General features: G+C 40.6%; 22 protein-coding genes and 2 pseudogenes. 3 read left to right on the top strand and 21 right to left on the bottom strand.

Going from position 1 to position 22,133, the window contains the following annotated elements; translation table 11 throughout:
- Positions 1-5 precede the first annotated feature (5 nt).
- The 12 genes from dnaJ to QM968_RS10210 all read right to left on the bottom strand — a co-directional run bounded on the left by dnaJ (position 6) and on the right by QM968_RS10210 (position 12,022).
- The gene (dnaJ, locus tag QM968_RS10265) at positions 6-1,139 is read right to left on the bottom strand and encodes a molecular chaperone DnaJ (RefSeq protein ID WP_414383870.1); all 1,134 of its coding nucleotides are present in this window, start codon (positions 1,137-1,139) and stop codon (positions 6-8) included.
- A 223-nt stretch (positions 1,140-1,362) separates the two neighbouring features.
- The gene (locus QM968_RS10260) at positions 1,363-1,995 is read right to left on the bottom strand and encodes a DJ-1/PfpI family protein (RefSeq protein WP_414383867.1); all 633 of its coding nucleotides are present in this window, start codon (positions 1,993-1,995) and stop codon (positions 1,363-1,365) included.
- A 245-nt stretch (positions 1,996-2,240) separates the two neighbouring features.
- Complete coding sequence (gene dnaK, locus QM968_RS10255; RefSeq protein ID WP_414383864.1) at positions 2,241-4,064, bottom strand: molecular chaperone DnaK; 1,824 nt, start codon at positions 4,062-4,064, stop codon at positions 2,241-2,243.
- A 240-nt stretch (positions 4,065-4,304) separates the two neighbouring features.
- A complete protein-coding gene (grpE, locus tag QM968_RS10250) occupies positions 4,305-4,847 on the bottom strand; it encodes a nucleotide exchange factor GrpE (RefSeq protein WP_414383861.1) in 543 nt (180 codons plus the stop codon).
- A 6-nt stretch (positions 4,848-4,853) separates the two neighbouring features.
- Positions 4,854-5,888 carry a heat-inducible transcriptional repressor HrcA gene (gene hrcA / locus QM968_RS10245; protein ID WP_003004578.1) on the bottom strand — a complete coding sequence of 345 codons (1,035 nt, stop codon included), beginning with the start codon at positions 5,886-5,888 and terminating at the stop codon, positions 4,854-4,856.
- Between the two features lie 167 nt (positions 5,889-6,055).
- Complete coding sequence (locus QM968_RS10240) at positions 6,056-6,829, bottom strand: M15 family metallopeptidase (RefSeq protein ID WP_009732217.1); 774 nt, start codon at positions 6,827-6,829, stop codon at positions 6,056-6,058.
- Positions 6,819-7,520: a histidine phosphatase family protein gene (locus tag QM968_RS10235; RefSeq protein ID WP_414326167.1), complete on the bottom strand. Its 702-nt coding sequence runs from the start codon at positions 7,518-7,520 to the stop codon at positions 6,819-6,821. Before QM968_RS10235 ends, QM968_RS10240 begins: the two co-directional genes overlap by 11 nt.
- Positions 7,521-7,643: 123 nt before the next feature.
- A complete protein-coding gene (locus QM968_RS10230) occupies positions 7,644-8,333 on the bottom strand; it encodes a histidine phosphatase family protein (protein ID WP_414383858.1) in 690 nt (229 codons plus the stop codon).
- Positions 8,334-8,417: 84 nt separating this feature from the next.
- Positions 8,418-9,755 (bottom strand): PFL family protein, encoded by a 1,338-nt coding sequence (locus QM968_RS10225; protein WP_414383855.1) that lies wholly within the window; start codon positions 9,753-9,755, stop codon positions 8,418-8,420.
- Between the two features lie 17 nt (positions 9,756-9,772).
- Positions 9,773-10,039 carry an ACT domain-containing protein gene (locus QM968_RS10220; RefSeq protein WP_414383852.1) on the bottom strand — a complete coding sequence of 89 codons (267 nt, stop codon included), beginning with the start codon at positions 10,037-10,039 and terminating at the stop codon, positions 9,773-9,775.
- A 137-nt stretch (positions 10,040-10,176) separates the two neighbouring features.
- On the bottom strand, positions 10,177-11,289 hold the full coding sequence (locus QM968_RS10215) for a VanZ family protein (protein WP_414383849.1): 1,113 nt from the start codon (positions 11,287-11,289) through the stop codon (positions 10,177-10,179).
- 124 nt (positions 11,290-11,413) lie between these two features.
- Positions 11,414-12,022 carry a rhomboid family intramembrane serine protease gene (locus tag QM968_RS10210; RefSeq protein WP_414326176.1) on the bottom strand — a complete coding sequence of 203 codons (609 nt, stop codon included), beginning with the start codon at positions 12,020-12,022 and terminating at the stop codon, positions 11,414-11,416.
- A 325-nt stretch (positions 12,023-12,347) separates the two neighbouring features.
- Between QM968_RS10210 and QM968_RS10205 the strand changes: the two genes are divergently transcribed.
- Positions 12,348-12,551: a CsbD family protein gene (locus QM968_RS10205; RefSeq protein WP_061564347.1), complete on the top strand. Its 204-nt coding sequence runs from the start codon at positions 12,348-12,350 to the stop codon at positions 12,549-12,551.
- 435 nt (positions 12,552-12,986) lie between these two features.
- Here the strand turns inward: QM968_RS10205 and QM968_RS10200 are convergent, their stop codons facing one another.
- The 8 genes from QM968_RS10200 to QM968_RS10165 form a co-directional block, all read right to left on the bottom strand.
- Positions 12,987-13,688 (bottom strand): DUF3169 family protein, encoded by a 702-nt coding sequence (locus QM968_RS10200; RefSeq protein WP_414383846.1) that lies wholly within the window; start codon positions 13,686-13,688, stop codon positions 12,987-12,989.
- A 14-nt stretch (positions 13,689-13,702) separates the two neighbouring features.
- On the bottom strand, positions 13,703-14,053 hold the full coding sequence (locus QM968_RS10195) for a PspC domain-containing protein (RefSeq protein ID WP_031576104.1): 351 nt from the start codon (positions 14,051-14,053) through the stop codon (positions 13,703-13,705).
- Between the two features lie 13 nt (positions 14,054-14,066).
- The gene (locus QM968_RS10190; protein ID WP_414383843.1) at positions 14,067-14,255 is read right to left on the bottom strand and encodes a hypothetical protein; all 189 of its coding nucleotides are present in this window, start codon (positions 14,253-14,255) and stop codon (positions 14,067-14,069) included.
- The gene (locus QM968_RS10185; RefSeq protein ID WP_155125239.1) at positions 14,252-14,461 is read right to left on the bottom strand and encodes a helix-turn-helix transcriptional regulator; all 210 of its coding nucleotides are present in this window, start codon (positions 14,459-14,461) and stop codon (positions 14,252-14,254) included. Before QM968_RS10185 ends, QM968_RS10190 begins: the two co-directional genes overlap by 4 nt.
- 722 nt (positions 14,462-15,183) lie before the next feature.
- Entirely contained in the window at positions 15,184-15,771 is a 588-nt protein-coding gene (locus QM968_RS10180) for an SMI1/KNR4 family protein (RefSeq protein ID WP_414383840.1), read from the bottom strand.
- A gap of 148 nt (positions 15,772-15,919) precedes the next feature.
- Positions 15,920-16,510, bottom strand: coding sequence for a hypothetical protein (locus tag QM968_RS10175; protein WP_414383837.1), 591 nt, complete (start codon positions 16,508-16,510; stop codon positions 15,920-15,922).
- A 352-nt stretch (positions 16,511-16,862) separates the two neighbouring features.
- Positions 16,863-17,810, bottom strand: coding sequence for an AEC family transporter (locus QM968_RS10170; RefSeq protein ID WP_414383834.1), 948 nt, complete (start codon positions 17,808-17,810; stop codon positions 16,863-16,865).
- Positions 17,811-17,887: 77 nt separating this feature from the next.
- The gene (locus tag QM968_RS10165; protein WP_414383831.1) at positions 17,888-19,513 is read right to left on the bottom strand and encodes a malolactic enzyme; all 1,626 of its coding nucleotides are present in this window, start codon (positions 19,511-19,513) and stop codon (positions 17,888-17,890) included.
- 358 nt (positions 19,514-19,871) lie between these two features.
- On the opposite strand from QM968_RS10165, the gene QM968_RS10160 reads away from it, so the two are divergent.
- A complete protein-coding gene (locus tag QM968_RS10160; protein ID WP_155125238.1) occupies positions 19,872-20,222 on the top strand; it encodes a helix-turn-helix domain-containing protein in 351 nt (116 codons plus the stop codon).
- A gap of 124 nt (positions 20,223-20,346) precedes the next feature.
- A pseudogene (locus QM968_RS10155) lies at positions 20,347-21,224 on the top strand (LysR family transcriptional regulator).
- A 766-nt stretch (positions 21,225-21,990) separates the two neighbouring features.
- Here the strand turns inward: QM968_RS10155 and QM968_RS10150 are convergent.
- Positions 21,991-22,133: pseudogene (locus QM968_RS10150) on the bottom strand (TIGR00341 family protein); the annotation flags it as partial.

Raw genomic sequence — 22,133 nt, 5'->3', positions numbered from 1 at the left:
TATTCTTATAAGTCATCTAAAGCATCTTTGACCTTATCAAAAAAGCCTTTTTTCTTTGGATTGACCTTCAAATCACTTGCTTCCGCAAAGGCTTGAAGGGCTTGTTTTTGCTTGTCATTTAAGCCAGTTGGGGTGACAACATTGACAGACACATATTGGTCTCCCATGGCACCACCACGTAAGCTTGGAGCACCTTTTCCGCGAAGACGGAATTTCTTACCGGTTTGGGTTCCTTCAGGAATGACCAAATCAACATCGCCATGAACCGTAGGCACATGAACCGTATCTCCAAGAGCTGCTTGGACAAAGTTCAAGTCTAACTTGTAGTAGATGGTTGAACCATCACGTTCAAAGCGATCGCTCGGCTCAACATTGACAACAACATACAAGTCTCCATAAGGTCCACCGTTAAAGCCAGCTTCTCCTTGACCCGCTAAGCGGATTTGTTGACCTGTTTCAACTCCTGCAGGAATCTTGACGTTCACGCTATGGGCTTGTTTTTCATGACCTGTTCCACGACAAGTGCTACATGGATCTTTAATTTCTTGACCACGACCATGGCAGACATCACAGGTTACTTGACGACGCATCATTCCAAGAGGGGTTTGGGTATCGACATTGATAACCCCAGAACCGTGACAGCGTCCACAGGTTACCGGACTAGTCCCTGGCTTAGCACCTGAACCGTGACAGGTATGGCAGCTTGCTTCACGATGGTACTTAACTTCTTTTTCAGCACCAAAAATCGCTTCTTCAAACTTGAGATTAACACGGTATTGGAGGTCGTCTCCTTGACGAGGGGCATTGGGATTACGGCTTGCACCGCCACCAAAGAAGCTGGAGAAGATATCTTCAAAACCACCAAAGCCACTACCGTTAAAGCCACCAAAGCCACCTGCTCCACCACCGAAGCCACCATTGGCACCCGTAGCACCATATTGGTCATAGGCCGCCCGCTTTTGTTCGTCGCTTAACGTCTCATAAGCTTCTTGAACTTCCTTGTACTTTTCCTCAGCACCAGGCTCCTTGTTGATATCTGGGTGATATTTTTTAGATAATTTCCGATAGGCTTTCTTGATCTCATCTTGAGATGCATTCTTTGAAACGCCCAAACGGTCATAAAATTCAGTATTGTTCATAATTCAAGATACAAAGGGCGTCAAACGGACACAGCCAAAATAGGAGTTTTGACGACGGACGCTTGCGTCCTAGAAAAAACTATCTTTTTGGCACCGTCCGTAGCCCGTGTTCAGTTGCGAACACTCTTTGTTCCTTTCTATTGTTATTGAGTAAGAAACTTCAGAGCTCGAGTTCAATTCCCCGAACACTCTTTGTTCCTTTCTGTAATTTTTACCTACATATTTAGAGGATGTTTTCTATACTTTGCTTCACTTGATCAAACTCTTGGTCTGATAGAGTAAATATCAAATCCTCTGTTGCATAGTCGTTCTGTTCTTTAAAATAGTTGTCCGTATTCTCTGCCAACCCTAAACCGAAAATCACTTTTCTTGCAAACTCTTGATGTGCAAAACCGATAGCCGTAATGATTTGTTTATCTTGCACAACCAGTTTGGGTTGGAAATTTTCACGTGGAAGAAATTCAAAATAATCAAAGAAGTTTTGCCAAATTCCACCTGTAAATTTCGTATCGTTCAACAAGCCTGCTTTCGCTAATAAAAGAGGCGCTGAAGAAATGGCTGCAATTAGGACTTCTTGCTCACCAAGAGCCCTCAAAAACGAAATCAATTTCTCATCCTGTAGAGCAGGACCTATATTGACCATTCCTGGCAAAATCACACAAGAATACTCTTCTATACGGATTTGATCTAGTGTTTTCGTTGGTTGACAGGGCAATCCATCTTCAGAGACTACTATCGAATCATCTGAAGCGACATAATCAATCGTGACGTCAAAAGATAGAGCTAAAGTACTGGTTAAAGCAGTTATCTCATAAAGAGAAAAATTAGGATAAATCAAACAAAGTACTTTTTTCATACGCAACATCCTCTATTTTACCGAAAAACAGAGGCTGGGTTGCAACCTCTGGATTTCTTCCTATCATTACGACATTCTAAGACAAAGTCGATTATACTTTTTTAGAACTAGTAAGGCTGAATTGAGTTTCGGATTAAATCGAGCACGCCCTAACCTCTTGGTGAAAAAGACAAATCTTTCTAGAAACTAAAGTTTCTGCGTCAGATTTCCTATTTTCACTGTGAGGTTTTAACGGGCTTTGCATCTTATTTTTCCGTAAACTCTCCGTCTACGACGTCATCGCCTGCATTTCCTGTTGCTTGTGCGCCTTCTGCTCCTGCTTGGGCTTGTTGCGCTGCCGCGGCTTGTTCGTAGAGTTTCACAGCAAGTCCTTGTGCTTTTTCGTTCAATGCTTCAAGTTTTGCTTTCATTTCGTCCAAGTTGTTGTCTTCTTGAGCTTTCTTAAGATCATCAAGGGCAGCTTGGGCAGCATCACGTTCTGCATCGAAACCTTTGCCTTCAGTTTCCTTGATTGTCTTTTCAGTCGCAAAGATAGCTTGGTCTACTTCGTTACGAAGGTCTACTTCTTCTTTACGTTTCTTATCTGCTTCAGCGTTAGCTTCTGCATCTTTCATCATGCGGTCGATTTCTTCGTCTGTCAAACCTGAGTTAGATTGGATCACAATAGTTTGTTCTTTTTGAGTTCCAAGGTCTTTAGCCTTAACAGATACGATACCGTTCTTATCGATGTCAAACGTTACTTCGATTTGTGGGATACCACGAGGTGCAGCTGGGATATCTGTCAATTGGAAGCGTCCAAGAGTCTTGTTATCTGCTGCCATTGGGCGTTCCCCTTGAAGAACGTGGATATCAACGGCTGGTTGGTTGTCTGCTGCAGTTGAGAAGACTTGTGATTTAGAAGTTGGAATCGTAGTGTTGCGGTCGATGAGTTTTGTAAAGACTCCACCCATTGTTTCGATACCAAGTGACAATGGCGTTACGTCAAGAAGGACAACGTCTTTCACATCACCAGTGATCACACCACCTTGGATGGCAGCACCCATAGCCACTACTTCGTCAGGGTTCACTGATTTGTTTGGTTCTTTACCAGTTTCAGCTTTAACAGCTTCAACAACGGCAGGGATACGAGTTGAACCACCAACAAGGATGACTTCGTCAATTTCTGACAAGCTCAAACCTGCATCTGAAAGGGCTTGGCGAACTGGAGTTTTTGTACGTTCAACGAGGTCACGAGTCAAATCGTCAAATTTAGCACGAGTCAAGGTCATTTCCAAGTGAAGAGGTCCAGCTTCACCAGCAGTGATAAATGGCAAGCTGATTTGTGTTGAAGTGACACCAGAAAGGTCTTTCTTCGCTTTTTCAGCTGCATCTTTCAAACGTTGAACAGCCATCTTGTCGTTTGACAAGTCGATGCCGTTTTCTTTCTTGAATTCTGCTACTAAGTAGTCGATGATTTTTTGGTCAAAGTCGTCACCACCGAGTTTGTTATCCCCTGCAGTTGCCAATACATCAAAGACACCATCACCCAATTCAAGGATAGATACGTCGAATGTACCACCACCAAGGTCGAATACCAAGATTTTTTCTTCTTTGTCTGTCTTGTCCAAACCGTAAGCAAGAGCTGCTGCAGTTGGTTCGTTGACGATACGTTCTACTTCAAGACCAGCGATTTTACCAGCGTCTTTTGTTGCTTGACGTTGAGCATCGTTAAAGTAAGCTGGAACTGTGATAACTGCTTTCGTTACTTTTTCACCAAGGTATTCTTCAGCATAACCTTTCAAGTATTGAAGGATCATAGCTGAGATTTCTTGTGGAGTGTATTCTTTCCCGTTAGCAGAAACTTTTTCAGAAGTACCCATCTTAGATTTGATAGAGATGACTGTATCTGGGTTTGTAACTGCTTGACGTTTTGCAGCGTCACCAACGATGATTTCACCGTTTTTGAAAGAAACTACAGAAGGGGTTGTGCGGTTTCCTTCTGGGTTTGCGATGATTTTTGATTCAGTTCCTTCAAGAACTGCAACTGCTGAGTTTGTTGTACCTAAGTCAATACCGATAATTTTAGACATATGTTTTTCTCCTTAAATTTATCTTCTTTTTTCTTTTTGATACTCTTCTTAAGTGGCGACGCCGTCAGAGCTTGACTTCGTCAATCTCTTTGACTAAACTTTGAGCCTAAGGTCTCAAAGTTTGTGCAAATAGCGCCACGGCGAAGAGTATCGCCTTTGGTTCGCTTCGCGTACTATTGGTGAAGCTGAACCATTGTTTATCTTTCTTTCATAGTTTAGTGTCGTTTCGGACAAGGTATCCTAGTTGTATACAACTACCATTGCTGGGCGTAGGATGCGGTCGTGGAGTTTGTAGCCTTTTTGGAAGACTTGTGCGATGGTGTCTGCTGGATGTTCGTCATCAGCTGGGAGGGTTTGAATGGCCATGTGGTAATTATGGTCAAATTCTCCGTCGGCTGGAATTTCTTCGATCCCTTCTTCTTTCAGAGCATGAATCAAGCTTTCTTGCACCATTTCTAGTCCTTTTTTGACATCATCTGTCAACCCTTCAACGGCAAGGGCACGTTCTAAGTTATCCAACGAAGGCAAGATTGCTTTTGCCAAGTCTTGGCTGCGATAGCGTTGCAAAAGTTGGCGTTCTTCGTTGGCACGACGCTGAATGTTTTGCATTTCTGCATGAGCGCGAAGGTATTTGTTTTCAAATTCTTCGGCACGCGCTTGTGCTTCTTCTAATTCAGAAGGTTGCTTGCTTTCCTCTACAACTTCTTCAGTTGTTTGGGCAACTTCCTCTTCTTTCACGTCTTCTTTTTTGATTTCTTCTGTCAAGGCATACACCCCTTTCATTTGGTCTTAATTTACTTCATAATGGTTGCTGTTGAGGTAACGGTAGTAGTCCGTTAACTTCATGACCAGTACCCGTCCGATAACATTGACGAGGCTAATCACACGCCTGTAATCCATCTCTACGGGACCAATCACATGCATGAGGGCCATCCCACGATAAGGAACCAGGAATTTATGACTAATCACGGTCACATTTTTCAAAGCCTTCTCTTGGGACTCCGCAACCAGGATCTGGGTCATTTGGTCCTCTGGCATTCCCCCTCGCAACTCCAAGGCTACGTGTTGGGGATTATCCAAGAACTGATAGGTCTGAAGATCGGCGTAGGTTAAAGATGAAACCTTTCCTTCTACAAAGACCAGTTCTTGAAACAGTTGCGAGAAGACGTAATCAAACAGATCCAAGACATTGTCTGTCGTCTTAAAATAGCGCTGGACAATCTGTGGAATCTCTGTCCGCAAGCGGTAGTGGATATCCAAGACCGTATTTCCAATGAAGCGTTCTTGAACCAGCTGATGGAAGATTTCCAAGTCACTGGTTAAGAAATTCTTTGGAATCGCAAATTGTACGGTAACAGGCTTTGATTCATCCAAGGTCAATACCGCCAAAGCATCGTGGTTGGACAAGGGAACAATCTCAAAACCCGTCAAGCGCTGTCGTGTCGGCTCAACATCCTGAATAACTGCGGTGTAGCCCGTCATCTGGGCTAGTAACTTAGCCGTAGCATCCAAGATATCGTCTAGCTTAAAGGCTTCGAAATCGAAGGCTTTCACCACCTGGTAGACATCTTGCTCATCAATCAGCTCCAGATCGAGCGAGTTCTGAACAAAATATTGAAAACCAGCCCGGCTAGGCATTCGACCACTCGAAGTGTGGGCTTTTTCTAATAAGCCCTGCTTTTCGAGGGCAGCCATGTCGTTTCGGATGGTGGCACTACTGGATTGAATGACATCTTGCAGGGCTTTTGAACCGACCGGTTCGTGGGTCTTGGTAAAGATATCGACGACAAGATTGAGAATCTCATTTTGACGTTCTGTAACCATGACCTCACCTCTCTTTCATCTTTAGCACTCTACACATCCGAGTGCTAAACTATGATTCTATTATACACCCTCTCAAGAGAAAGTCAAGAAAAAAATCCAAAAAATTAGCACTCTTTTTCCAAGAGTGCTAAAAATCATTCTTAAGGCCTAGAAAAGTGTATGTCCTACTATTTTCCGGCCTTTTTCAGTAATTGAATGTATTCTTCTAATACTAGCTGATGTTTGGCCATATACTGAGCACTTTCTACACCAACATAACGGAAATGCCAATTCTCAAAAGTCACACCTGTAATATCGCTCTTGCCATCTGGATAGCGAAGAACAAAACCATATTGAGGTGCAATGGCAGCCAGCTGCAAGCCTAACTCATCACTTTGACCTGCTTCGACGCTCATATCAATTGCAAGACCTGTCTGATGCTCACTAGCACCAGGGACCTGCACCTGAGTCTGCACCTGTTTTTCAGCTTCTTCGTGTGAAAGACCACTCGCTTCTAACTCAGCAACACGCTCATTATAGAGCTCGGTTTGTTCGGCTACACTCCGATAACCCGATATCAAGGTTTCTTCTGGGGCAATTTTTCGGGCTGCTTCCAAAAATTGACGCGTTGGATCTCCAATCCGACTATCGACTTTTATGGCATCCACATCTGTCAATTGTGGGTTCAGCTCAGGCTTCACATTGTCACGATTGACCAAGATCAACTGCCAATCTTTTGTCGAGACGGCTGGCAGATCTGATTTTTCTTCCTTTTTCTTAGAAGAAGACGGAGTCGTCACGACAGTTTTTTTGGCCTTCCAAAACTGGAGCCCTGAAAACAGGTTTGGTTTCGCCAAATAGGCGCCAATCCCCGATCCAAGGGCCGCAAGAAGAAAGCAACTCACTAGATAGGGCCACCATTTCTTGCGTTTTTTTCTTGCGCGTCTGTACTTATTCGTCATGGCCTTCCTCTAGAAGTTTTGCTCCAACTTTACGATAGGACATATCCCCAACTTTTTCGATAGTAAAGGCTCCATCTTCATAAGCCAAAACAGTTACACTTCCATTATCTAAGACCAATTCTTTAAAGGCTTTTGGATCAATCAGGTAAATCAAGGTACTGATGGTCATGCCATGACTGACCACCATAGCATTGCCACCACCAGCTGCTTCCACCTCTTTTGCGATAGCTTCAAACCCTTCTTTGATCCGACCACTCAAGGCGCTCCAGGATTCAGCCCAACCCGTGGTGTCGACTTCAACAATCCCTTCTGCCAACTCCATCAAGCTCAACTGATGAAAATCCTCGACCTTAAAAACACGGGGTAAAACCCCCATAAAGAGCTCGCCATCATAGGCACCGTCGAAGCTACCAAAACACCACTCACGAATGCGTTTATCATAGCGATAAGGAATCTGACCTGTCAAACCAAGCTCCTGAAGAACAATTCCCATGGTTTGAATGGTGCGTCCAGAATCACTCGACACAGCCTGCTTAAAAGAAAGACCTGCTTCCTTAAGGCCAAGTCCTAATTCTTTAATTCCACGCTCTCCTGCTTCTGTCAGCGGAGTGTCTGACCAGCCCTGTGCTCGTCCGATGGTATTAAACATGGTTTTTCCATGACGAGCAATATATAATCTGGTTTTTGTCATTGTATTACCTCCGTATGTATCTCTTTCATTATATCATTTTTTGCAAAAAGAAAGTAGGAAAGCTCTTACAAGTTTTGAGAGAAAGAAAAGGCCATGACCAAAAGGTCAGCCTTTCAGGATGGACTAGGATTCTTGCAAGCCTTCACCGACTTCACGGTAACTGCTATCTCCAAAAATCTTAACCGTCAATTCTCCATCTTCATATTCTACAAGGGTAACACTACCGTTTGAAAGAGGCAGATTGAGATTTGGTTTACCTTCAATTAAGCAGACCACGGTCTGAATGGTCCAACTATGGCTGACCACCAAGGCATTGCCTCCACCATTTTCTTCTACTTCTTTGGCAATGGATTCAAAACCTTCTAGGATCCGTCCTTTCAAGACTTCCCAAGGTTCCGCCCAGCCAGCTGTATCGACCTGGCAGATCCCTTCCGCCAAGTCTTTCAAGCTCAAGGTCTTATAATCTTCTACATCTAGCACACGCGGTACAACACCATGAAAGAGTTCCCCACCGTAGGCGCCGTCAAAACTACCAAAAGACCATTCGCGAATCCGTTTGTCAAAGCGATAAGGGATCTGGTCTTTCAACCCCAATTCATCGAGAATGATCCCCATGGTCTGAATGGCACGACCTGAATCACTGGAGTAGGCTCGAGTAAACTCTAAACCAGACTCACGCAAGCCGATTCCTAGAGCCTGGATGCCTTTCTCTCCTTCTGCTGTCAAAGGGGTATCGGACCAGCCTTGGGCACGGCCGATGGTATTAAACATGGTTCTCCCATGACGAATCACAAATAATCTTGTTTTAGCCATCTTGTCTCCTTTTGTAAGAAAAAAGTCTGGAGTTTCATCATCACAGACTTTTCTATTCGTTTCTTCTATTATACTCGATTTCTCTTAGTTTTTAAAGCTATGAACCGGGGCCGGAATTTGACCACCACGGACAATAAAGTCAGCTGACGAAGCCTTGTTGACCTTCATTACCGGAGCAGAGCCAAGAAGTCCTCCAAGCTCTAACATATCGCCTTCTTCTCCATAAGGAATGATCCGAACGGCTGTTGTCTTTTGGTTGATCACTCCGATAGCTGCTTCATCGGCAATCATAGCCGCAATGGTCGTAGCTGGAGTATCAGCTGGGATGGCAATCATATCCAGACCGACCGAGCAAATGGCTGTCATGGCTTCCAATTTTTCCAGATTGATATGACCTGACTGGACTGCCGCAATCATCCCCTCATCTTCTGAGACCGGGATGAAGGCACCTGACAAACCACCGACTTGGTTACAAGCCATGATACCACCTTTTTTCACTTGGTCATTGAGCAGAGCGAGTGCTGCTGTTGTCCCGTGGGTTCCTACTACTTCAAGCCCCATGGCTTCAAGGACACGGGCAACCGAATCCCCAACAGCTGGTGTTGGCGCGAGAGACAAATCCACAATTCCAAACTCAACACCGAGACGTTCACTAGCCATTTGACCAACCAGTTGCCCGACACGAGTAATCTTGAAGGCTGTCTTCTTAACGGTTTCAGCCAAGACATCAAAGCTTGCACCATGAACTTTTTCAATCGCCCGTTGGACGACACCAGGTCCGGAAACCCCAACGTTGATGACAACATCCGCTTCACCAACACCGTGGAAGGCACCCGCCATAAAAGGATTGTCCTCTACTGCATTGGCAAAGACCACCAGTTTCCCTGGTCCCATTGGATCCGCTTGGGAGGCTTCTTTAATAATACGACCCATGTCTCGGACAGCGGTCATATTGATCCCTGTCTTAGTGGAACCGATGTTAACCGAAGAGCAGACAAAATCCGTCTCTGCTAGGGCGCGAGGAATGGAATTGATCAGGATCTCATCCCCCTTTTGGTAACCTTTTTGAACCAGGGCTGAGAAGCCACCGATAAAGTTAATTCCGATCTCTTTAGCCGCACGATCCAACGCCTTGGCAAAGGGCACATAATCTGTCGCATTGGTTGCTGCCCCAATAATAGAAATCGGAGTGACTGAAACCCGCTTATTCACAATCGGAATTCCCAGTTCTGCCGCAATCTCATCCCCAACAGCTACTAAGTCCTTGGCCTTTGTCACAATCTTCTGGTAGACCTTTTCTGCCGCCTTATCAATATCTGGATCAATACAATCCAGAAGGGAGATGCCCATGGTGATGGTTCGAACATCAAAGTTCTGCTCCTCAATCATAGCAATGGTTTCTGTTACCTGTTTAATGTCCATAAATCCTCACCCCTATCTTACAAATTGTGCATGGCATCAAAAATCGCTGCGCTCTGGATATTGATTTTGACATGAAGAGACTGACCAAATTCTTCTAATTCTGAACGAAGCTGGGTGAAATCTTTTTTCTCATCCGATGTCACGACTGCCATCATGGTGAAGTACTCATCCAATACCGTTTGAGAGATATCATCAATATTAAGTCCCAATTCTGCTATTTTTGTTGCGACACCCGCTACGATTCCTTTGTGGTCTTTTCCGACGACTGTAATAATTGCTTTCATTTCACTGCTCCATTCTATCTATTTGCTTTCATTGTAGCATAATCCCCTTAAAATCGCCCTTCTCAACTGGGAACGTTCGGATATTTTCCGCGTATCTAAAAAATAAAGGCTGGATCTACATCCAACCTCTCTATCGACTATTCAGTTTCATCTCTTAAGAACTCTTTCTTCACGCGCACCGTACTTTCATATGTTGCTCCAGCCAGGCGGTCAAACGGAAAGCGACGACTGAGCAAGATGATGGCAAAAGTGAGAATGAGGTACAATAAAAGCACAAAGAAGAGCAACAAGATCATGGATAAGGTTAAGAGAGAATTTTTCGTCAAATCCTGATTCAAGAGTGAAATCAAATAGAACAATCCTTGGGGTATCAAGTAGAAATAGCCCGCCACTAGAATCCCCCTCCAAATGGTGCGAAGCCATCTTTGCTTATCAAAATGCAAGCGACATTTCAACAAAGCCATTCCCAAGGTTTTGCCCCGCCACAAAGGAAGCAAGCTAAAGTAAAGAGCCAAAACCGCTACATAAGGAATCGTCCCTAAACCCCCAATCAATGCGTAGAGAATCGATACCATCACAAAGTCGATCAAGAAAGCAAGACCCATCCGAAAGCCAGATACTCTCGTCCCCACTCGGAAAGAATGCTGGTCTATTTCATCTCGTGTTGGCAGTAACCAAACCAGAAACCAACCGAGCAGGTAGCCCACTCCACCACCAGTGGTATTTTGAATGATATCATCGACATCTGCTAGGCGGTAGGGGCCCGGATATAGAAAGTAGAGACCTGACAACTGGGTCAGCTCCAAAAAAAGACTAAAGAGGGCCGTCAGGAAAATCGTCTTCTTAAAACCACACTTGAAATAATAGCGCAGATACATCCCAAAAGGAATCAACATCAGGACATTAAAGGCGGGCACATAAAAAGTCGGATGCTTAAGGGCTTGAATCCAAGTGCTTGTCTGCGCCAGATCAAAGGGACTCTCCTTGAAAAAATCCACCACAAAGGCAAAGGGATACAGATTGATCATTTCCGAGTAGCTGGTATGGATCTTACTTGGATCTGGCAGGGGCAAGACCACCAAGAGATAGACCGTCATCAAGTAAAGCATAAAAGAATAGAAAATCAGCACCCGTAATTTATTGACCGAGCCATATTTTCGGTAATTCAAAATCATGTAGGGCAAGGTCAGCAAAAAGGCCAGGAAAGGAAAGAGCTGAACAGCTGTTTTAATTGTAGAAATATAGCCCATTGTGTCTCCTTTTTACACTTATAAAATCACCCTTTGCGCAATGACAAAAGGTGATTTTTCATTGATATAGAGTATTATACGGCGCAATGAAGGAAGAGTCAAGGAAGCAGGATGAAAATCTCGCTTAAGAGCGAGCTTCATTGGTAGGAGCCTTCTTCAGACTTTTACTTCCGAAAAAGACCAATAGATAACTGGCAATCCCTGAAAGGTGCAGCCAAGTCGAGATCCAGCCGGTGATGGCCGGTAAGAGCATGAGGCCAGATAGAAAAACTAAGAATAGATAAAACAGTTTTACGAAGAGTGAATACTCTTTCCACATATTTGGTAGGATCAGGATTCCTCCCATTACAAAGGCATAGCCTACAGCAGAGATCCCTGTTGCCTGAATGTCCTGCCCTTGCGTTAAAAGATGAAAAACGATGGAAGAGAGAGTTGTCGCCGTCACAAAAACGATCAAGACTTGCCTGGGTCCTCTCTTCCTTTCTAACAGTCCACCAAAAGGAAGGACCATGAGTCCATTTAAAATCAAATGGACCCATAAAAACCAGACAGGGGCTCCTTTACTGCCATGCATCAAGGTCCCACTGACATATTGCCAAGCATAGACTGGCTTCGAATGAAAGGCCAACAGGTCATACATAGCATCCCCATAAAAGGAAGTCAAAAGACCTAGCAACAAACAAGTTAAAGACAAAGTACTGACAACGGGGTAGGTTTTGAGGATTCTTTTCATGTTCATCTTCTCTTTTTCAAAAAACAACTTGGCAATCTGTCCATTCATGACCATTATACCACTTATTTCAATGGAGACAGCCCTATTTTTTACTCTTTTCATTTCAAATCTTTGATCTAAAAACTGAATGTCTTGACTGATTGGTTCCTCATCATTCGCAATCGGATCAGGAGGCGATCCTGTATTTAGAATACCGTAGCGAAAATTTGACTTTCCATTTCAGAGGGTATATACTTATATTAATCTGAACTAAATAGTTTTCATTTTTTAAATGAACTGTCTTCAATTCAGATTAAAAAACTATTTACTTAACGGAGGTGGCGCTATGTCATTAGAAGATAAATTAAACCAAGTTAAAGGTTCTGTTAAGGAAGGTCTCGGTAAAGTAACCGGCGACACAAAAACAGAAGCTGAAGGCGTTGCTGAAAAAGTTGCATCAAAAGCTAAAGAAGTTGCTGAAGATGCAAAAGAAGCTGTTGAAGGAGCTATCAAGGGCGTGAAGAATATCCTTCACAAAGACGATAACTAATTTTTAACATTCTGGAATCACTCTATTTTCTACCGTCACGTTTGACTGTGGAAGATAGGGTGTTTTTTTCATTCATCTTGGGTATAGAAAAAAGAGGCTGGGACAAAAGTCCTAGCCTCTCAATTGTCTTTGGATTGTCGAGCAAGACGCAGTGGTTGAGTGGGCTCTACTACGCTGATTTCATCAGCTTTTACAGCCCTACTCAACTGTGCGGAGGTGGGACGACGAAATCGAATTCTAACGAATTGCCGATTTCTGTCCCACTCTCTTATAACGATTGTCTTTCTTTTAAAGAAAGGTTTACTAAATGGTGCTGCTTTACGATCTTTTCAGTTTTTATGTGATCGCTTTATCTTGAAACAGAATAAATTTTGATTGACTCATCCCTTTCAACATCGTCACCTCCATTTTCGACACCATTCATATAAATCCACGCTATTTAAAGTATCGTTTTGTTTTTCTTAATTGTGCAATATTAATATAGAGATGGATTAGAGCCGTTATAAGGACACCAACTAACTGCACTTCACCAAGAATGATGGATAAGGCAAATAAGATGATATAGACCGATGGTAAGATTAGCTGATTGAGTTTGAACAAGATTAAATAAGCCTCTGCCATTTCCGCCTGTTTTTCTCCCTCATCATACGTTTCTAGATAATCTAATACCTCTTTTGGTGTGGCTAAAATAGAGATCTGGTAATTACGAATTTTGCTCGTTGTTTTGACGCAGAAACTTCCAACAAGAATGGTTAATACCGCTAAGAGAAAAACTGATAACGGAAGATCATGACTAGGTAACACGGTAACCAAACTGAAAAGCATACTAACTTGCAAAACATTGTAAGCAACTGTCCCATAATCTAGAGAGCGATACATCTTGATATAAGCCAGCTCATTTAATTCATCATCTTCTTCTGCTAGGTAGCTATCATAAGCTTTCCTACTATTCATAATAAAATAAAGAGCTACTATGGTCGATAGTATTCCCAGACAGAAAAAGAAGGTCGTCAAAACAAACTGTACTTGCTCTTGAGAAATGTTTAAATGAAGATTTGTGAAGGCAACACCAAACATTCCGATTAAACCACCCAACAATAAACTTCCTAACAATAGTAATAAATGTTTCTTTTTCATTTTCCATCTTCTTTCTAAAATAAACTAAGTAGCCCTTGAACCAGAGCATGACCAAATCCAAAGGTAGCTGTTAACACTTGATCACCAAAGCTATTCAGGAGAATGGAAACTATATAGAAAAATAGGATCTTGTACCCTGATTTTTTGATGACCTCTTCAAGAGATCCACTCCCCATCCAGCCAGCTAAAAGAGCATAGCTTATAACGGTGAGAAGACTAATTTCTATCGAAGATAGAAAAAGCAAACAAGCCAGTGCACGAATCATCAGAGGGTCTACCTTGAAATAATTAGCTATACCGGCACAAACCCCTGCAATTTCTTTGTGTTCGGTATCTACTTGAAAATCCGCCAAAAACTCTTTCATAATCTTACTCCTTTTATACTTTTTCTCTTTCTTTTACTTTCTTTTCTATCCGCTCAAATACTAAACTAAAAATCAAGCTAGTCCAGAAAAAATAGTTACTGTCTAAAATGTGAATCAATCCCAGCAAGGTCCCGATCATCATCGAAACATTTGCTACAAAGGCAATGATACAAAGATAATACATTACTCTATATTTGTTCATGATTCTTCCTCCTCTAGGCGAAATACCGACTCTACTGGCTCATGAAATATCTGAGAGATTTTCAAGGCGATAATAATAGAGGGGGTATACTCATCACGCTCTAGCAAACTAACGGTCTGCCTCGATATACCTGCTAGCTTTGCAAGCTCGGTTTGGTTTAAACCATCACGAGCGCGAAGCTCTTTTAAACGATTTTTTAGCTTCATATTTACCATTGTCATCAAACTCAACCACTTGGCTTAGATAACCTAAAAACAGTAGAATTTGATCTTTCCTCCTTTGCCATTAAATAAGATAGTATTACCGATACCCACATAGTTTCTCCCTATCTAAGGTCTTCTTTCTTTGACTTGATTACATTGTAACACATCTTTTTATTTTTGACAACTATATTAGTCAAAAATATCATTATTTTTGTCATTTTTTTAAATAATAGCGATCAAAATTATTATTCTGAATAAGGATTGATTTAATATTTTTCTAAATAGAGGTGAAATGGATACTTAAAATCAAAAAAATAACGGGATAAATTTTAGTTTTTTAGACAAAAAAAGACAGCCAAGAGAAAATTCTTGAGTGTCTGTATAGATTGATAGTATCGTGTTGATTAAGGTATAGAGGCAACTGACTTTGTCAGGTTGCAGCCGTATTTGTAAGTCACAACAACTGTGCCAATTGCACCAATTTAGTATGGAGGCATAAAAAAGAACACCCCGAAAGGTGCTCTTTGTAAGTATCATAATTCTTTCGAAGAACATTTACTAAATTGTGATGCTTTACCTGCTTTCTTAAGACCTAATTGGGAAAGTATGGGTTTCAATTGGACTAAAAACAGCGTCATATCAAGGTTTTTCAGAATGATATCTACTGATTGATTTCATAAAATTTGAATCAATATTTTTTAAACAGGGGAACATACTACCCTCTTTTATACAATCACTTCCATTATCTCTTCAATCAACTCCGTAAAACTTTTTGCCACATAGATAATTTCATCAGGGTCATGAATGTAGCAAATAATCTGCCCTTCTTGCCCCTCCTGGTCTGGATCAAAATCGAGCATGAGATAACAAGAATCGCAATATTCCGCAAAAGGAAGCCATTTTTTATTAAAAAGATAGGGTTTAACTCTACTATCACGCATCTCTTCAACTTCTTGGCTCGAAAAATAGTCGGGAAATTCCGTTAACAGGGCATCCCTATTTTGAAAATATCTTTTCCCAGCTTCTATTTCCTGCAAACTCATCAGAGAAAAAGCTATTTCTCTTTGGTCAATCACACAGGGTAAGACTGCTAAGAATTTACTGCCGTTTTTGTAGCGATAGACTTCCTTCAGTTCATCGGGGAGAGAAATTCCAAGTCTCTTCTCAAACTCCTGAATTTCCTCCTCAGATGCACCAGAAATTTCCTGATAATCTTCCAGGTATCCTTCCTCTACAGGATCATCCAAACCCCAGTCTTCAAAAGCTTCACAAATATAAGTTGCTATTTTCTTAACTTGGTCAACTATACACATAAGAATCTCCTTTTTTGTTTTCTCTTACCCTTTGAATTTTCATCTCAAAATGTGTTCAAAATATTGACAGACTTGCATCTTTACTTTTTCTAATATTATTTTTAGTATGGAACTGGATTTTTTTATTTCTTGATCAGGTAAAGTCATTTCATTCGTTCGCTTTACTCAAGTTAACATTATAAACAATTTCTGCATTCGGACTCCCCTTACCATCCTTCACGACTCCTTTTAACTGACCATCTTCTATTAACATTTGAATATTTATATCTATACTTTTTGCATCTGTTAATTTAGCTTCTTCAGGAAGTTCTTTAGCATTTGAGACGTCAATACTATTATCTTCTGAATCTAACAACTCAATTACTTCATTACCACTCCAATCAAAATCAAGAACAAGATCTGCTTCATTCCCAAAACTATTAGGAACATATTTTTTTATTTGCGTACCCAAGGTAGCTTTATTTCCATACTTATCATATATAGTTGGACGCACATAGATATTTGAGAATGTTGAGCCTTCTTCGGTAACGTAGATTGGGGAAAATTCAATCTTTTCAACCCCTGAGTAATACTCTTTTATATACGTTCCTAGTTGCTCTTCTAGAAGTTGAAAGCCATGCTGATAGAGTTTGGCTGTTTTGGGGCCTAGACTCGGCTTAGTTAGTTTATTATATATATAAGCACCTCCAAATATAAAAACTATTACAATAGCAATTATTTTAGCAACCTTATTTCTCATTAGTTGCCTCCGTTCCAAGTGATTATCCACCATTTTTTGCATGCAACCATATTAATGATTATAACATAATTGCCAATTTGTAACTTTAAGCCAAACAGAAAAGCATCCCGTATTTTTGATACGAAATGCTTTCAATAAGTATAAATAAGTTTTAACGTTTACTAAATTGTGATGCTTTACGAGCTTACTTAAGACCTGATTTGAACAGTCTGACTTTTAGGACAGCTCAAAAGCGCTCAATAGCAACCGTCAGAAGAGTTTCTTCTGATTTTGATTTCAAGAAATAGGAATAGATGTATCTATAATAGTGCAATTTCTTAACGCAAAACTTTCAATCCTATCCTCTTCCTTCTTATCCTAACAAAGTTTGTAATATTGGAATAACAACGATAAATAGAACCGTACTTAGAGTCACCACATTCGTAGAGAATTCCACATCTCCTTTTCCCTGATTAGCAAGGATCGGAAGAACAGCTAAAGCTGGTGTAGCGGACTGAATCATAAAGGTCTTAAATTCTACTGTGGCCATATTTGGTGCAAAGAACTTCAATACAAGAAGCATGATTAGAGGAGCTAGGATAAAGCGTCCAACTAAAGTGACAATTGTATCTTTATCAAAAGTAATAGTTTTCAAGCCTGCCTTTGCAAGAACGATACCAATATAAATCAGAGATAGGGGAGTGACGATATTTCCAACATAGGTTAAGGTATTGGTTGCGAAATCTGGAATAGAGATTCGAAGAATCAAACATAGTAGAGCCACAAGAAAACCTATAAGCGGAGCTGGTAGCAATTTCTTCCAATCAAATTTACTTGTCTTCTTGCTTTGGCCCGATTTACTGTCACTCGTCATCAAATACACGCCCAATGTCCAGGTGGAAATCGTGTTGGTAATATAGTAAATTAAGAAATAAGGAAGAGCCTGATCCCCAAAAAGAGCAACGTTTAAAGGTAAACCAATAAAAATAGTATTGGCATTCACAAAGGTATTCATCATGGTTCCTCGCCGTCCTGGACGAACCTTGAAAACAACAACTGCAATATAAGCTACGATATAGCCCAAGATAAAGGCCACAAATGTATAAAGGAGGCCTCCAGAAAGACTGATTAGCTTATCTAGTGTTAGGTATTTCATCACCGACACAAAGATTGACGCTGGCAAGGCTACATTCATGATTAAACGAGATAGGTTAGGTCCAAAGTCATCTCCAAACCATCCCTTCACCTGAAGAATATACCCCAAAACAATGATAGTGATAATCGGAATGATACTCGTAATCGAGGTTAAAAAGAGTGACATAGGTATCCTTTCTAAATTACTTAAGTCCACAGCCCATACAAATCTGTCGCTAGTGAAGGATAGACAGCAGCAATGAATTATTTATACTCTGGATACCACTTCAAATCACGAACTGCTTTGGCCATATCTGTTTCCTTAGCACGCGCAAGACCTTGCTCTTGTGCTTTTTTAGCGACTGCTTCTGCTACTTTAATAGAAACATCTGCTACATACTTGAATGGTGGCAAGACAGGAGCTCCTGGTTGGCCTGGATTGACAATACCACTCAATGAATGAGCCGCTGCTCCAATCATTTCATCAGTCAAAAGACTTGATTCAGAAGCCAGCATACCTAGACCAAGACCTGGGTAAATCAAGGCATTATTGGCTTGACCAATCACATAGTCGACACCTTTATAAGAAACTGTATCAGCAGGAATTCCTGTTGCGACAAAAGCTTTGCCATCTGACCATTCGATCAAATCTTTGGCACTAGCTTCTGCTAGTTTGGTTGGATTTGACAAAGGGAAAATCATCGGTCGTTCTGTATTTTCACACATAGCTTCTACTATTTCTTTAGTGAAGGTATTAGGTTGAGTCGAAGTTCCTACAAGAATGGTTGGCTTCACAGTCTTCACTACTTCAAGCAGGTCAGTCAACTTGTCTACGTTACTAAAGTCAGCACGTTTCTTAGCAAACGGTTTTTGTTCAGGGGTTAGGTCATCCATGTCATCAAAGAGAAGACCTTGTTTATCAACCATAAAGAAACGTTTATAGGCTTCTTCTTCAGAAAGACCTTCACTCACCATTTCACGAAGAACACGAGAGGCAATTCCTGCACCCGCAGTACCACCACCATAGCAGAGATAAACTTGATCTGTTAATTTTTCACCACTAATATCCAGTGAACCAAAGATACCACCTAAGGTAACGATTCCTGTACCTTGAATATCATCATTAAAAGTTGGAATTTGTTTCCGGTATTTTTCAAGAATATTGGCTGCATTCAAGCGACCGAAGTCTTCCCAGTGAAGGTAGAGTTTAGGAAAGAGACGTTCTGCTGTTTGAACAAATTGGTCAATGAAGTCGTAGTAACGATCTCCGCGAACCCGTTCGTGACGATTTCCTAAGTAATTAGGATTGTTACGAAGTTCTTCACGGTTAGTCCCTGCATCAATAACTAAAGGAAGGACCATAGAAGGATCAATTCCAGCAGCACCCGTATAGACCATCAATTTCCCAACAGAAATATCGACACCATTTGTTCCCCAGTCACCGATTCCAAGGATTCCTTCTGCATCTGTTACAACAATGAGACGAATCTCGCGATCCCCAGCAGCATTTTTCAAAGTGGCTTCAATATTTTCAGGATGATTGATATCAAGATATCCCGCATATTGGGGATCTATAAAGAGGTCACTATAGCCTTCAATGGTATCTGCAATGGTTGGATCGTATACAATTGGATTAAATTCCTCCAAATGTTGAGAAAAGAGGTAATAGAAAAGAGTCCGGTTGGTATTAAAAATTTCCATTAGGAAAAGACGCTTTTCCAAATCATTGGCTTTTGTTTGCATTTGCGCATAAGTTTGCGCCGCTTGTTCTTCAATCGTTTGAACATACGGTGGCAGTAAACCAACAAGGCCTAGTTCCTTTCGCTCCTCTAAGGTAAAAGCAGTTCCCTTATTCAGGAAAGGATTGTTTAAAATATCATGTGCAGTCATAGTGCAACCTCCTTTTTACTTCTATTATACTACTTAAATGAATTGTTTGGAAAACTTTGTCGTTTAAAAAATACGATTATGTACGTATATGTTATAATGAGTCTACGAGAACAATTTTCTAATAAGCTCTTTTATACTTAAAACACTATTATTGATGATATTTCAAGTTGTTAAATTTTATAAAGTCCTGAACTCATGAAACTCTCGATGATCACTCTTTACTAAAAGTTACAAGTATAGCAAAATAATCATACAAATTGGCAATCCTGATTAAAATTAATATCACATAAGTACCTTAAACAATACTTTGTACTTTTTAATGTGTTTTTTTGTCATGCAAAACTTGTATTCTATTTATATGACAACTAAAAACTATTTACAACAGTACATTTCCCAAAAAGTGAAATATTTTCGAACACAAAACAAAATGAGCCAGGAAGAACTTTCGGAACAAGCGGGACTTGGGCTTAAGTATATCAACCAACTCGAAAACCAAAATGTGAATCTGACCATTCACAGTCTTGAAAAAGTGATTGACGCCCTAGAGATGACCCCAGAGGAATTTTTCAATTTTGATAGCCTTGAATCAACCTCTGATAAGACCAACAATCTTGCACTCAAAAGAATCAACATGAAGATTAAACAGCTCCCTATTGATAAACGAGAAAAGATGTTGGTCATTTTTGAAAGTATCTTAGATAATCTTTGAGATTCCTGACTCACTTACATTTTAACCAGCGAATACTCGTATAGTCAAATTGTAGGATACGGATAAAATTTATTTATCTGGTGATTTCCACTTATGTTTCTCCATTTAATGAAAGTGAGCCCATATGAATTTAAAAGATCTACAATATTTTTATGACCTCTGTCAGCTCCAATCCTATACGGAAGTAGCAAAACTACACAAAGTCAGCCAACCATCTATTTCTTATGCCATCAAGCGCTTAGAGGAATCTTTTAATTGCAAATTGATTCACCACGATCCCTCGCATCGTTCCTTTAAATTAACTCCTCAAGGGCAAATCCTTCTAAAGCATACAGAAAAGATCTTATCTGAGGTTATTTCTACTCGCAAAGAAATTAATCGCTCCTTGCACAATACTCTACTGTAGGATTCCCTCCTATTATCATTCAGTATCTCTTTGCTGCCTTAAACGAAAAAGATAAATTCGATTTTTTAAAAAAGGTACGCCCTATCCGCGGTGGTTCCGTAGAGTTATTAAATCTTCTCCTCAAGGGAGACCTTGATGCCAGCCTACTCGGCTTGATTGAACCACTCAATCATCCTTCAATAGAGACACATGAACTCTTTCATAAAGAACTGTATGTCGTTTTATCTAAGAACCATCCTCTTGCTACTGCTCCTTCCCTCACTTTTGAGGATTTAGTAGATCAATCCTTTATACTTTTAGACGAACACTTTGTTCACCTGAAAGCTTTTGAACTACTTAATCAAAAGTATCAAAACAAGGCAGAAATATTCTTTAAGAGTGACGACGTTGTCATCATTAAAGAACTCTTAAAGAAAGGGATTGGCGTTAGTTTACTGGCTGATATCGCACTTTCTGATGAAGATGATGATTTAATAAAAATCCCTCTAATACCGGAGGACCAGATAACATTTACAGTTTATTACGCTTATCTCAAATCGGCTACACTGTCATCAGAAATAGAAGCCTTATTTCATCTCATTAAATCATATGAATAGAAAAAAACTCTAACTATCAACTACCTGATAGCTAGAGTTTTTTACATTATAGGTATTAGACTAAAGTACGAAGAAATAGGATATGATCGCCGAATTTTTCATTTACCTGATACCCTTCAAGGAGATTTCTAATTATAAATCTACAAGGTGTTAATAAAAAAGAACACCCCGAAAGGTGCTCTCTGTAAGTATAGTCATTCTTTTGAAGAACGTTTTGAGTGCAGTGGTTGCCATCCAATCAAACATCGCTTCGCTTGTTTTCTTGGGGCAACTGTGCATAGCATATCTCTATGCGACTAAAGTCGCTAGAGCTATCCTAATTGCGCACCGCCGGTTCTCATAGAAAAAACACCTTGCAATATGCAAAGTGTTTTCGTTTGTATTCTGCTGTCCAGCAACGAATTAACGTTTAGAGAACTGGCTAGCTTTACGAGCTTTCTTAAGACCTGGTTTGGAAAGTATGAATTTCAGTTGGACTAAAAACAGCGTAATATCAAGACTTTTCTCCGCTTTTATAAAAGCGTTTTTCCAATCAAATTCAACTAATTTTATCTAAATGGTGTGGATTTTACCCCCAAAATTACAGAGAATGGAGCTGATAAACACTAAACGTTCACACCATTAGTTAAATGATTTTTTTCATCATTTTTCTTAGATGATAGAACTTCTAATTTATTTCTTATTCAAGCAAAAACAACCTGCTATAAGTAAGAAAGAGGAAGATACAAGAAAAACACGGCGTAAAAACCGATTCAGTTCATTGTCCTCAATCCTTGTCTGCTTCATTTTCTTTTACGAGATCGTTTTGTGAATCTTTTTCAGAGAGTTTTTGATCGATATACTTGTCAATGTTTTCGTAAAATTCCTTGGTCGTCTCACTATCTAATTTTGTCGAATTATGGACTTGAT

This window comes from Streptococcus sp. OMI870, from assembly GCF_047460295.1.
GTDB lineage: Bacteria > Bacillota > Bacilli > Lactobacillales > Streptococcaceae > Streptococcus.
The sequence above is the reverse complement of the archived record's forward strand: the minus strand, read 5'-3'. Positions and strand labels throughout refer to the sequence as shown.